Source organism: Streptomyces sp. TM32 (assembly GCF_004122755.1).
GTDB lineage: Bacteria > Actinomycetota > Actinomycetes > Streptomycetales > Streptomycetaceae > Streptomyces > Streptomyces sioyaensis.
Map to the genome: position 1 here is coordinate 44,678 of NZ_SDIG01000002.1, position 12,537 is coordinate 57,214.

Genomic DNA, 12,537 nt, shown 5'->3' on the forward strand with positions numbered 1-12,537 from the left:
CTACGCATGATGCGGCTTATTGCCACTGTCGCTGACCGGCTTCACCTGTCGAGCGGTCGGCGACGCCGTAGTGGGCCGGTGGACCGCGGGCTCGACGAGCACCGCGGGGCGCGGGGCCGGCCACCGGGACACCGCTCGCCGTCTCTCCTGAGCCCTCGGAGCGTCGCCGGCCAGGTGCTCATCATGGTGCTGGCGCTCGTGGCGTTGCTCATCGCCGCCGCGGTGGCGGCGCTGGTGGTCCAGGCCCGGCGGCTGGAGTCGGAGTCGGCCCGTGAGCGGGTACTCGCTGTCGGTGAGACGTTCGCCAATTCCCCCGGTATCGTGCGCGCCTTGGACGGCCCCCACCCGACGGCGGTGCTGCAACCACGCGCGCAGGCGGCCCGGAAGCGGGCCGGGGTCGACAACATCGTGGTCTCGACGCCGCAGGGCATCCGTATCACCCACCGCAACCCGTACTTCATCGGCAGGCATGTCTACGGGCCGTACAAGAAGGCAGCGAACGGCACGGCGTTCACCAAGACCTCGGTGAGCCCGCTGGGGTTGACCGTGAACGCCGTGGTTCCGATCTTCCGCCCCAACGGTTCGGTCGCGGGCCTGGTCTTCCCCGAGATCAAGGTCAAAAACGTGAACAAGACGGTGACGCGGCAGCTGCCGATGCTCTTCGGCACGTCGGGTGCCGCGCTCGGCCTGGCTGCCGTCGGGTCGGTGCTGGTGGGCCGCCGGCTGCGCCGCCAGACCCGCGGCCTGCGTCCCGCCGAGATGACCCGGATGTACGAGCATCACGACGCGGTCCTGCACGCGGTGCGCGAGGGCGTGCTCATCCTCGACGACGACCGGCTGCTGCTGGCCAACGACGAGGCGCGGCACCTGCTGAACCTTCCACAGGACGCCGAACAGCGCGCGGTGCCCGAACTCGGTCTGGACCCGGGCATCGACGAACTGCTGGCCTCGCGACGGGTGGCCACCGACGAGGTTCACCCGGCCGGAGACCGGCTGCTGGCGGTGAACGTGCGGTCCACCGCGCCCTACGGCGAGCCCTCCAGCCGCGTGGTGACGTTGCGGGACACCACTGACCTCCGGGCACTGGCCGGCCGGGCGGAAGTCGCCTGGGAACGGCTGAAACTGCTCTACGACGCCGGAGGGCGGGTGGGCACCACCCTGGATGTGGGGCGGACCGCCGAAGAGCTGGCGAAGGTGGCCGTTCCCCGGTTCGCGGACTTCGTCACCATCGAGCTGGCGGACCCGGTGCTGCGTGGTGAGGAGCCCACCGGCGGCACGACCGAGATGCGCCGCACGGCGTTCTGCGGCATCCGTGAGGACCCGCCGCTGTTTCCGGTGCACCAGCTGATCCGGTTCCTCCCGGCGACGCCGCAGTCCGAGGCGCTGCGGCGCGGCCGCGCCGTCCTGGAGCCCGACCTGAGCGCCGCGCCGCACTGGCAGGCGATCGATCCCGAGCGTTCGCGGCGGGTGCTGGACTTCGGCATCCACTCGCTCGTCTCGGTGCCGCTCCAGGCCCGCGGCGTCATTCTCGGGATCGCCGACTTCTGGCGCTCGGAGCGTGCGGCCTTCGAGGAAGACGACCTGTCCTTCGCCGAGGAGTTGGCCGCCCGGGCGGCGCTGGCCCTTGACAACGCCCGCCGTTACACCCGGGAGCACGCCATGGCGGTGACCCTCCAACGGAGCCTGCTCCCGCACGGCCTGCCCGAACAGTCCGCCGTGGAAGCCGCTCACCGATACCTGCCCGCACAGGCCGGGGTCGGCGGCGACTGGTTCGACGTCATCCCGCTGTCCGGCGCCCGCGTTGCCCTCGTCGTCGGCGACGTCGTCGGGCACGGCCTGCACGCCGCCGCCACCATGGGACGGCTGCGTACCGCCGTGCACAATTTCTCCGCCCTGGACCTGTCTCCCGACGAGCTTCTGGGGCATCTCGACGAGCTGGTCGCCCAGGTCGACAGCGCCGCCGAGGACGAGGACCCCGCGGTGACCGGTGCGACGTGCCTGTACGCCATCTACGACCCGGTGACCGGACGGATCACCGCGGCCCGGGCCGGCCACCCGGGCCCCGCGCTGATCGACCCCGGGGGGACCGTCAGCTTCCTCGACGTACCCGTCGGCCTGCCGCTGGGGCTGGGCGCCAACCTGCCGTTCGAGACGGCCGAGTTCGACGTGCCCGCCGGCTCGCGCCTGGTCCTCTACACCAACGGGCTTGTCCAGAACCGCGACCTCGACCTCGACACAGGTCTCCACCTGCTGCGCGCCGGTCTCGCGGGGACCGCGGACCGGACGCCGGAGGCCACCTGCCGGGCCGTCTTCGAGAACCTGCTTCCGGAGCGCCCGAGCGACGACATCGCGCTGCTGGTGGCCCGCACCCGGCTGCTGGATCCCAGCCAGGTCGCGGAGTGGGACGTGCCCTCCGAGCCGGCGGCCGTCGCCCCGATCCGCGCCGCGTGCACCCGCCGGCTCGAAGCCTGGGGGCTGGCGGAGCTCGGGTACCCGACCGAACTCATCCTCAGTGAGCTGATCACCAACGCCATCCGGTACGGCACCCAGCCCATCCGGGTCCGGCTGCTCCACGACCGCACCTTGATCTGCGAGGTCTCCGACGGCAGCAGCACCTCGCCCCACCTGCGCCGCGCCAGGAGCACCGATGAGGGCGGACGCGGGCTGTTCCTGGTCGCCCAGTTCGCCGAACGCTGGGGCACCCGCTACACCGCCCGGGGCAAGGTCATCTGGACCGAACAGTCCCTGCACGACGGTGCCGGAGCGGCCGGTCCGGCCCTGGGGGAGGCGCTGCTCGACCTGTTCGACGACGACCTGTGATGACGGTGGCCTTCACCGGGGGAGACCTCCCTGGCGCCGCTCCCGGAGGGAACCCAGCCAACCGAGGAAGAAGCCCACGGGGATGGTGACCAGCCCGGGATTGCGCAGGGGGAACGCCGCGAAGTCCGCTTGCGGCAGCAGCGCGGAGGGGCTTCCGGAGACCTGGGGCGACAGGACGATCAGCAACAGGCACGAGAGCAGCCCACCGTAGACCGACCAGTTCGCCCCCTTGGTGGTGAAGCCCGGCCAGTACAGCCGGTACAGCACGGCGGGCAGGATCGCGGACGCCGCGACGGCGAACGCCAGGCCGATCAAGAACGAGATGCTCAGGTCCCGGGCGAACAGCGCCAGTGCCGTGGCGGTGCCGCCGGTCAGCAGCACTGCCGAACGGGCCACCACCAACTCGCGCCGCTGCGAGGCGGTGCCGCGGACGAGCACCCCGCCGTACAGGTCGTGGGCCAGTGCCGTCGCGGCGGTCAGGGTGACGCCCGCGACGACGGCCAGGATGGTCGCGAACGCGACGCAGGAGATCAGCGTGACCAGGAACGAGCCGCCCAGCTCGGAAGCGAGGAGCAGCACGGCCGTATTGCCCGAAGGGCTGTCGCCGGAGATCCGGTGCGAACCGAGCACGGCCACCGCGCCGAGCCCCAGAACCACGCTGATCAGGGCGAACGAGCAAATCAGCGTGGTGGCCCGACGGACCGACCGCCGTACGTCGCGGGCCGTGGGCACGGTGTGGAGGCGCATCAGCAGATGTGGCAGTCCGGCCGCGCCCAGCACCATCGTCAGTTGCAGGCTGAGGAAGTCCAGGCTGCTCGCCGCAGTGCTGCCGAGGCTCACACCGGGCCGCAGGAAGGCAGCACCGTGGCCGCTTCGGTGCGCAGCGGCGCTCAGCAGCGCACCCGGGTTCCAGTGAAACCGTGCCAGGACCATCAGTGCCGCCACGGTGCCTCCCGCCAGCATGAGGACGGCCTTGACGCACTGCACCACCGTCGTGGCCGGCATGCCGCCGAGGACGACGTAGAGGATCATGAGGCTGCCCAGGCCGACGATCACGATCCGCTCCGCGGGGGCGCCGTGCACGCCCAGGACCGGTGCCGCCAGCGCCCCCGCCGCGACCAGCTGGGCGATCAGGTACATCAGACAGACGACGACCGTGGCGACACCCCCGGCGAGGTGGGCGGCTCGTGGGCGCAGACGGTCGGCGAGGCTGTCGCCGACGGTGAACCGTCCCGTGGCGTGGAATCGTTCGGCGACGAGCAGCCCGATGACGGCCCATGCGACGGCCGGGCCGAGGACGTACGGAATGCCGTCGTAACCCCTGAGGGCCAGCACTCCGGGATTCCCGAGCAGCGCCGCGGCGGACATGTAGTCCCCGAAGAGCGCGAGCCCGTTGCGGGTGGAGGTCAGCCGGCCTCCGCCGATGTAGAAGTCGCTCGTGGTGTCGCGGTACGAGGCGGCCCATACCGACAGGAACAGGGCGCCGACGACGAAGAAGGTGAAGACCACGAGGACGGCGTAGTGATGCGTGGTCGACGTCACCGCCTCGGCACCCGTTCCTGCACGGCCGGGCCGGTCGGCCCGTCCAGGGGGCCCCGGACGGTGCGGGCGCAGCGGGCGTGCCACTGCGTCGCGCCGACGGTGGCGGCGAGGAGCAACAGCGCCACGGCGAAGCCGACATTGAGCGGCCCGACCACGGGGACGGCCAGCAACTCCCCGGCCGTCTCCGCGAGCACGGCATGGAGCAGGTACAGACCGACGACCGCGGCTGTCACCGCCACCGGTCGACGACGGGCGGCGTACGCCCGACGGTCCGTGCGGAACGGGTGGGATTCCGGGTCTGGATGACTGCCTGGGGGACACATGGATGTCCTTGGGAGAAGAGGCTTCAGGGACGGGGCACGATCGCCGCACTACGGAGCAGACAACTCCGCAAACCGGGAACACGGTGGGGCGGCCACAGTGGAGGATCGTTCAACGATCTAGCAAGGGGCTGACAAGCAACGATTTGGTGACCTCGCCCCCGTGTACGCGGCGCCGTCAAGTGCACGGGGGATTTCATGAGGGGAGAGTCAAGAGGCAGCCAAGGTGCTCGAAACTGAGGCGGCACAACCCTTGTCGAATCGTTGAACAATCCTCTAGGTTTGCGCCACTCCGCTGCATTCCCCTGTGCAACGGATCTCACTGAATCCACTGCGCGAACGGGTCCCACCGACCCGCTGAACCGACGCATCATGGGCCGAACACCCACCGGCCCCCTCCCTCCCCTTCCCCTCCGCCGCTGCGAGGTGCGCCGTGAGCACGCTGAATACCCGTCCTGCCGAAACACAAGACGAGGTGAGCGGACCATTCGCCTGGTTCCGCGGCCTCCCGCGCCAAGGGCGCAAGGCGTTCTTCGGCGCCTTCGGTGGCTATGCCCTCGACTCCTACGATTTCCAGGTTCTGCCACTGGGCCTGGTCGCGATCGCGGCGTACTTCCACCTCTCCAAGGGACAGGCAGGGCTGCTCACCACGGTCACGCTCGTCGTCTCGGCGCTGGGCGGCATCCTCGCCGGGGTCCTGATCGACAAGATCGGACGCTCCCGCACCTTGATGCTCACCGTCGCCACCTACGCGACGTTCACGGTGCTGTGCGGATTCGCCGTGAACTATCCGATGCTCCTCGCCTGCCGCGCCCTGCAGGGCCTTGGATTCGGCGGTGAGTGGGCAGCGGGCGCCATCCTGGTCGCCGAGTACGCCTCAACCCGCTACCGGGGCCGCACCGTCGCCTTCGTCCAGGGCGCCTGGGCGGCCGGCTGGGGACTGGCCGTCATCGTCGCCACGACGGTGCTGGACCACGTGCACGGTGACCTCGCTTGGCGCGTGCTCTTCTGGACCGGCGCCCTGCCCGGTCTCCTGCTGCTCTACCTCCGGCGCAGCGTCAACGACGCCCCCAGAGCCAACTCGCGCCCCGAGAAGGGGGAATCGACCCCCGTCACCGCCGTCTTCGGCCGCGGACTGCTGCGTACCACCCTCTTCGCCTCGCTGCTCGCCACCGGTGTGCAGGGCGGCTACTACACCATCGCCACCTGGTTGCCGACCTATCTGAAGACCGAACGGCACCTGACCGTCGTGGGCACCGGCTCCTACCTCTTCCTGCTGATCACCGGCGCCTTCCTCGGCTACCTCACCGGCGGCTACCTCACCGACTGGCTCGGACGCAGGAAAGCCATCGCCCTGTTCGCCGTACTCAGCGGCGGCATCCTCTTCGCCTACACCCACATCCCGGCGGGCGCGAACCAGCTCCTGCTCGTCCTCGGCTTCCCGCTCGGCTTCTGCGCCTCGGCCATCTTCAGCGGCTTCGGTTCGTTCCTCGCCGAGCTCTACCCGACCGAAGTGCGCGGCACCGGCCAGGGTTTGACCTACAACGTCGGCCGCGCGGTCGGCGCGTTCTTCCCCACCGCCGTCGGCTTCCAGGCCGGCGGAAACGGACTTGGCGGCGCCCTGGTCTACGGCGCCGTCGGCTACGTCATCGCCCTCGTCGCCCTGCTCGGACTGCCCGAGACCCGTGGCAGGGCACTCGACTGACCGCCGACACCACGGAACGGCGCGCCGGGCCCACGACGACGGCCGGGCCGGCCGCTCCGCCTCCACGGACAGGAGAACCGGATGCCTGAGCTCCCCGCCCTTGCCCAACTGGCCGACTGCACCCCCGCCGAGGCCCGCGCCGCGTTCCGCTCCGGCGTCGTCGTCCCCACGTCCGGCATCGCCCCCGGCCACACCCAGGCCAATCTCATCGCGCTGCCGGCGGACCACGCCTACGACATGCTGCTGTTCGCCCAGCGCAATCCCGCCGCCTGCCCGGTACTTGAGGTCACCGAGCCCGGACAGTGGACGTCCCGGCTCGCCCCCGGCGCCGACCTGCGCACCGACCTTCCCGGGTACCGCATCTGGCGGGACGGTGAACTGCACGACTCGCCCGGCGACGTCAGCGACTGGTGGCGGGAGGACCTGGTGACGTTCCTCATCGGCTGCAGCTTCAGCTTCGAGACCCTGCTGCAGGACGCCGGCGTACCGCTCCGCCACGTGGAACAGGGCCGGAACGTGCCGATGTTCCGGACCGACCGGCCCTGCGAACCGGCCGGCCGGCTGCACGGATCGCTGGTGGTGTCGATGCGGCCCGTACCCGCGCACCTCGTCGCCACCGCGGTGCAGATCACCGCGAGGATGCCCGCGGTGCACGGGGCGCCCCTCCACATCGGCGCCCCGGAGGCCCTGGGCATCCGGGACCTGTCCCGGCCGGACTTCGGCGACCCGGTGCGGCTGCACGACGGCGACCTCCCGGTGTTCTGGCCCTGCGGCGTCACGTCGCAGGCAGCCGTCATGGAGGCCGCCCCGCCCTTCGCCCTCACCCACGCTCCCGGCCACATGTTCATCACCGACACCCTCGACGTCCACCACCGGCTCTTCTGACACCTCCCGGTGACCGACCCGTGCCGGGCACACCGCCCTGCGGCACAAGGAAGCGGACAGACCATGACCCCTACGTCCCGGGCCCCCGGCGACCCACCGCTCATCGACGTCACCTGCGACCTCGGGGAAGGCTTCGGCGCCTGGACGCTGGGCGACGACGAGGCGCTGCTGCGGTGCTCCGACCGACGGAGGACCTGAGATGCGCTTCCTGGCCGCGGGCAGCCGCGCCCTGCTGGTGGAACTGGACACGTTGCAGGAGGTGATCGGGGTTCACGAGGACCTGCGCCGGGACCGCCCGGCGGGATGCATCGATCTGGTACCCGCCGCGCGCACCCTGCTGATCTCCTTCGACCCGGACCGCACGACCCGAGAGGCGCTGGCCGACGACCTCTCCTCCCGCACCGTCGCCGTTCACCGGCCGCCGCAGCCACGGGTGGTGGAGATTCCGGTGGTGTACGACGGGACGGACCTGGCCGAGGTCGCCCGCCTGAGCGGACTGAGCGTCGGTGAGGTCGTACGGCGCCACAGCGCCGCCCGGTACACCGTCGCCTTCTGCGGTTTCGCGCCCGGATTCGCCTATCTCGCCGGCCTCGATCCGGCTCTCCACCTGCCCCGCCGCCCCGTCCCGCGCACCCGCGTGGAACCCGGTTCCGTTGCCGTCGCCGACCAGTTCACGAGCGTCTACCCTCGCGCGTCGCCCGGGGGCTGGCACGTGCTGGGCCGCACCTCGGCCGAACTGTGGAGCATCGAACGCCAACCGCCCAGCCTGCTCACTCCGGGCACGCACGTCCGCTTCGTACAGGTGACGTCATGATCGAAATCCTCCGTCCGGGCCCTCTCACCACGGTGCAGGACCTCGGGCGCCCGGGGCACGCCGCCTTGGGCGTCGGGACCGGCGGCGCCGCGGACCGGGGCAGCCTGCGGCTGGCCAACCGCCTGGTGGGCAACGCCGAATCCGCCGCGGCCCTGGAATTGACCTGCGGCGGTCTGACCGCCCGCTGTCACACGCCGACCACCCTGGCTCTGACCGGGGCGCCCTGCCCGGCTGCGCTCGACGGCCGTCAGATCGGCATGAACGGACCGGTCCACGCCGCCGCCGGCCAGGAACTCACCGTCGGCTTCCCGACCCGCGCCCTGCGCACCTACCTCGCCCTCCGCGGAGGCATCGACGTACCGCCGGTGCTCGGCTCCCGCTCCACCGACACCCTCTCCGGCATCGGTCCGGCACCGCTCAGTGCGGGAGCCTCCCTGTCGACGGGCACGGCCGCACTCCGCTTCCCTCCCACCGACTTCGCGCCCCGCCGCGAATTCCCGGACCGGCCCGTGCTGCACCTCGTTCCCGGCCCCCGGGACGACTGGTTCGCCCCCGAAGCGCTGACGACCCTGTGCGCCGACGCGTACGAGGTGACCGCCGACAGCGATCGTGTCGGCGCACGCCTGGCCGGGCCACTTCTGGAGCGGGCGATCCACCACGAGATGCCGTCCGAAGGCATGGTCCGAGGCGCCCTCCAGGTACCGCCCAACGGACAACCGGTGCTCTTCCTCGCCGACCACCCCGTGACCGGCGGCTACCCCGTCATCGCCGTGGTGCACGACGCCGACCTCGACCAGGCCGCCCAACTCCGACCCGGCCAGACCGTACGCTTCCGGCCTGCCCCGCGCCGCCGCACCACCCGGAACCGGCGGGCGCACCTGTCCATGACCACATGACACCGGGCGCGCGCCACGGGTGCGGCCATGGGAACGGGTCACCGCGACCCGCGCCTGGCGCGGGCTCCGTCCGCGGTGCCCGGCCGGCTGTGCCGAGCAGCGCGGAGGATCGGCCGGACGGTCATCATTTTCCGGGCATGGCCGGGAACTCGCCCCGGATCCCCCTCGACTCATGAGGGGAGGTTGCCGTCCGGCAGCCCGCTCGTGACGGTGAGGGGGGAAGGTGACAGACGACGGTTCCCGTGTGGGACGGTCCGGTCACATACGCGTCGGCGAGGACCGCTGGTCGCTGGTCGTGGCGGCGGGTGTGCTGGCGTTCGTGGCGATGCTCGACATGAACATCGTCAATGTGGCGCTGGCGGACCTTGCCGACGGGCTGCACGTCTCGACGGCCACTGCCCAGTGGGCGGTGCTGGGCTACCAACTGCCCGTGGTGGCCCTGCTGTTGCCGGTCGGCCGGTGGCTCGACGGAGGGGGGCTGCGGTCCGCCGTGCTGGCCGCGACCTGCGGCTTCGGCCTGTGCAGCGCCCTGGCGGCCGCGGCGCCCTGGATGGCCTGGCTGATCGTCGCCCGGCTGATGCAGGGGGCGTGCGGGGCGGTGCTGTTCGTGCTGATGCCGGTGCTCGCGATCCGGTCCGTACGGCCGGAGCTGCGGGGGCGGGCGATGAGCGTGCCGGCGACTCTGGGGCCGCTGGGGGCGGTGACCGGGCCGGCCGTGGGCGGTCTGTTGCTGGACCACTGGGGCTGGTGGTCGGTGTTCCTGGTGAAGATCCCCTTCTGTGTGCTCGCGCTCGTCATCGTGTGGCGGGCCATGCCGCGGGACGGCGGGTTGCGCCGGCCCGACCTGCGGTTGGTGGGGGACGCACTGCTGGTGGCCGCGGGGGTGGCGGTACTGCTGCTCGCGCTGACCCTCGCGGTGGGCCGCCCGTCGTGGCTGGTGCTCGCCGGCGCGGCCGTCCCGACGCTCTGGTGGTGGCTGCGCGGTCCGGGCGGCCGGCCGGCGGCCGGCCTCCTCCGGTCCGCGGGGCTGTTCCGGGCCCACGGTGCGGTGCTGGCCCTCGCCACCGGGTTCGCCGCCATGCACTACGTGGTCGCCCTGCATCTCCAGCGGGACGACGGGGTCAGCGCCACCACGACCGGGCTGACCGTGCTCGCCTTCCCCCTCGGTATGGGCCTGGCCGGGCCGCTCGGCGGGCGGCTCGCCGACCTCGCCCCGGCGCGCGGCTCCGCTCGACGAGCAGGGGGCACCCCCATCGGCGCCCGGCCGGTCGCGGTCGCCGGCGCCGCCCTCACCGCGGCCGGTCTGCTCCTGCTGGTCCCGCTGGGCGACGGCTGGTCACCGCCGGACGTGGCCTGGCGGCTGGCGCTGGCGGGCGTCGGGATGGGCCTGAACGGCGGTCCCACCCAGGCTCTGGTCATGAGCGCCGTCCCACCGGACCGGGCCGCGACCGTCGGGTCCACGGTGCAGTTCGCCCGCAGTCTCGGCTTCACCCTCGGCCCCGCCCTGGCCACCGCCGCCTGGGGACCGGTCGGATCCGGGGCGGGCGTACGGGCCGGGCTCGTGCTGGCCGCCACCGCCGCCTGTCTCGCCGTACCCCTGCTCGCACCGACCGGGAGAGGGCCCGCACCTCTGCCGGAGAAGACCACCGACGCGGCGCCCGCCGTACACGACTGAACCAGGAGTCACCCGCATGTGCGGAATCACCGGCTGGGCGTCGTTCCCTCACGACGCCCGCACCCAGGCCGCGGTCATCGAGGCCATGACGGCCACCCTCACCGCGCGCGGCCCCGACGCGGGTGGCGTCTGGCTCGGCGAGCACGCCGCGCTCGGCCACCGCCGCCTGGCCGTCATCGACCCGGCCGGCGGCGGGCAGCCGATGACCGACCGGCCCGACCGGCCGACCGTCGTTCTCAGCTACAGCGGCGAGGTGTACAACCATCACCAGCTGCGCGCCGAACTGCGCGGCCGGGGACACACCTTCCGCACGCGGAGTGATACCGAGGTGGTGCTGCGCGCCTACGCCGAGTGGGGGGAGGACCTCGCCGACCACTTGGAGGGCATGTTCGCGTTCGCGGTGTGGGACGAGCGCGCCCAGCGGCTGCTGCTGGTACGCGATCGCCTCGGCGTCAAACCGCTGTTCTGGGCCGCCGTCGAGGGCGGCCTGGCCTTCGCCTCCGAGCCGAAGGCGCTGTTCGCCCACCCGGAGATACGGCCACGGGTGGACGCCGACGGGCTGCGGGAGGCGTACAGCCTGCTCTTCAACACCGGGCCGACGGTGTGGTCCGGTGTGCGCGAAGTGGAGCCCGGCGGCCTGCTCGTCCTGGACCGCGACGGCATCCGTGCACGCCGCTACTGGCAGTTGACGGCCGAGCTCCACGACGACGACCGGGACACGGCCGTTGAACGCATCCGCGAGCTGGTCGGGACGGCCGCCCGCGGCCAGCTGGAGGCCGATGTCCCGCTGTGCAGCCTGCTGTCCGGTGGCCTCGACTCCACGGTCCTGACCGCGTTGCTCGCCGACGAACTCCGGCTGCGCGAAGGCCGGGACGCCCGCATCCGCTCGTACGCCGTCGACTACAGCGACCAGGCCGAGCGGTTCACCGGCGACGTGCTGCGCACCGGCCACGACACCCCGTACGCCGCCGAGGCCGGCGCGTTCATCGGCACCGACCACAGCACGGTCGTCCTCGACCCGCGCACCCTGCTCGACCCCGAGCACCGCAAGGCGGTCGTCGTGGCGCGGGACTCACCGATCGGTGTCGGCGACATGGACACCTCCCTGTATCTGCTCTTCGGCGAGATCCGCAAGCACTCCACGGTGGCCCTCTCGGGCGAGGCGGCGGACGAGGTCTTCGGCGGTTATCCCTGGTTCCACTCCCCGGAAGCGCTGCACGCGGCGACCTTCCCCTGGCTGCTCGTCACCGGGGACGAGGCCGCGATGCCGCTCAACCCGGAACTCGGCCTGCGCATGGAGGAGTTCCGCCGGGACACCTATGCCGACGCGCTGGCCGCCGTACCGCACCGGGACGACGAAACCCCCGCCGAGCACCGGCAACGCGAGATGCAGCACGTGTCACTGACCCGCTGGCTGCGCCAGCTGCTGCACCGCAAGGACCGGCTGAGCATGGCCCAGGGGCTGGAGGTCCGCGTCCCCTACTGCGACCACCGCCTGGTCGCGTACGCCTTCGCCGCGCCCTGGGCGCTCAAGAGCTTCGACGGCCGGGAGAAGAGCCTGCTGCGCGCCGCCGGTGCCGGACTCGCTCCGCACTCCGTGCTGCACCGGCCCAAGAACCACTATCCGGCCACCCACCACCCCGACTACAACCGCGGCCTGCAGGACCTGGCCCGCGAGGCCCTGGCCGTCGAGCAGGTCCGGGCGCTGGCCGACGAGACCCGCCTCAAGCCCGGCCTCGACACCCCGCCGGACCGCTTGGAGTGGGGCCACCGCCTCCGCCTGGAACGCGTCGTCGACCTGGCGCTGTGGCTGGACCACCACCGGCCCGAACTCGCCCTCTGAGGAGCCCTTACCCGACCTTGCAGGTTTCCCGGCCGGT

Annotated in this window: 10 protein-coding genes; 8 read left to right on the top strand and 2 right to left on the bottom strand. The window is 72.1% G+C overall.

The genetic code is table 11. From position 1 onward, the window contains the following. The first annotated feature begins 183 nt into the window (after positions 1-183). Complete coding sequence (locus tag EST92_RS00820; RefSeq protein WP_254068368.1) at positions 184-2,820, top strand: SpoIIE family protein phosphatase; 2,637 nt, start codon at positions 184-186, stop codon at positions 2,818-2,820. A gap of 12 nt (positions 2,821-2,832) precedes the next feature. Here the strand turns inward: EST92_RS00820 and EST92_RS00825 are convergent, their stop codons facing one another. After that, the gene (locus EST92_RS00825) at positions 2,833-4,362 is read right to left on the bottom strand and encodes a cation acetate symporter (protein WP_129279056.1); all 1,530 of its coding nucleotides are present in this window, start codon (positions 4,360-4,362) and stop codon (positions 2,833-2,835) included. Continuing rightward, on the bottom strand, positions 4,359-4,601 hold the full coding sequence (locus EST92_RS00830; RefSeq protein WP_161981683.1) for a DUF485 domain-containing protein: 243 nt from the start codon (positions 4,599-4,601) through the stop codon (positions 4,359-4,361). The genes EST92_RS00825 and EST92_RS00830 overlap by 4 nt, the downstream gene beginning before the upstream one ends. A gap of 514 nt (positions 4,602-5,115) precedes the next feature. On the opposite strand from EST92_RS00830, the gene EST92_RS00835 reads away from it, so the two are divergent. The 7 genes from EST92_RS00835 to asnB all read left to right on the top strand — a co-directional run bounded on the left by EST92_RS00835 (position 5,116) and on the right by asnB (position 12,500). Next, a complete protein-coding gene (locus EST92_RS00835; protein ID WP_129279058.1) occupies positions 5,116-6,387 on the top strand; it encodes an MFS transporter in 1,272 nt (423 codons plus the stop codon). 81 nt (positions 6,388-6,468) lie between these two features. Beyond that, positions 6,469-7,272, top strand: a complete 804-nt coding sequence (locus EST92_RS00840) for a putative hydro-lyase (RefSeq protein ID WP_129279059.1) — start codon at positions 6,469-6,471, stop codon at positions 7,270-7,272. A 63-nt stretch (positions 7,273-7,335) separates the two neighbouring features. Continuing rightward, entirely contained in the window at positions 7,336-7,470 is a 135-nt protein-coding gene (locus tag EST92_RS00845; protein ID WP_216849059.1) for a LamB/YcsF family protein, read from the top strand. A gap of 1 nt (position 7,471) precedes the next feature. Next, on the top strand, positions 7,472-8,086 hold the full coding sequence (locus tag EST92_RS00850) for an allophanate hydrolase subunit 1 (protein WP_129279060.1): 615 nt from the start codon (positions 7,472-7,474) through the stop codon (positions 8,084-8,086). After that, a complete protein-coding gene (locus tag EST92_RS00855; protein ID WP_129279061.1) occupies positions 8,083-8,982 on the top strand; it encodes a biotin-dependent carboxyltransferase family protein in 900 nt (299 codons plus the stop codon). Before EST92_RS00850 ends, EST92_RS00855 begins: the two co-directional genes overlap by 4 nt. Positions 8,983-9,226: 244 nt before the next feature. Beyond that, positions 9,227-10,657 carry an MFS transporter gene (locus EST92_RS00860; protein WP_254068369.1) on the top strand — a complete coding sequence of 477 codons (1,431 nt, stop codon included), beginning with the start codon at positions 9,227-9,229 and terminating at the stop codon, positions 10,655-10,657. Positions 10,658-10,673: 16 nt separating this feature from the next. Then, the gene (gene asnB, locus EST92_RS00865) at positions 10,674-12,500 is read left to right on the top strand and encodes an asparagine synthase (glutamine-hydrolyzing) (RefSeq protein WP_129279062.1); all 1,827 of its coding nucleotides are present in this window, start codon (positions 10,674-10,676) and stop codon (positions 12,498-12,500) included. Positions 12,501-12,537: the final 37 nt, after the last annotated feature.

Coding starts and splice junctions, on each gene's coding strand:
- EST92_RS00820 (WP_254068368.1), top strand. CDS start 184: ATGGTGCTGGCGCTCGTGGCGTTGCTCATCGCCGCCGCGGTGGCGGCG.
- asnB (WP_129279062.1), top strand. CDS start 10,674: ATGTGCGGAATCACCGGCTGGGCGTCGTTCCCTCACGACGCCCGCACC.
- EST92_RS00840 (WP_129279059.1), top strand. CDS start 6,469: ATGCCTGAGCTCCCCGCCCTTGCCCAACTGGCCGACTGCACCCCCGCC.
- EST92_RS00845 (WP_216849059.1), top strand. CDS start 7,336: ATGACCCCTACGTCCCGGGCCCCCGGCGACCCACCGCTCATCGACGTC.
- EST92_RS00850 (WP_129279060.1), top strand. CDS start 7,472: ATGCGCTTCCTGGCCGCGGGCAGCCGCGCCCTGCTGGTGGAACTGGAC.
- EST92_RS00855 (WP_129279061.1), top strand. CDS start 8,083: ATGATCGAAATCCTCCGTCCGGGCCCTCTCACCACGGTGCAGGACCTC.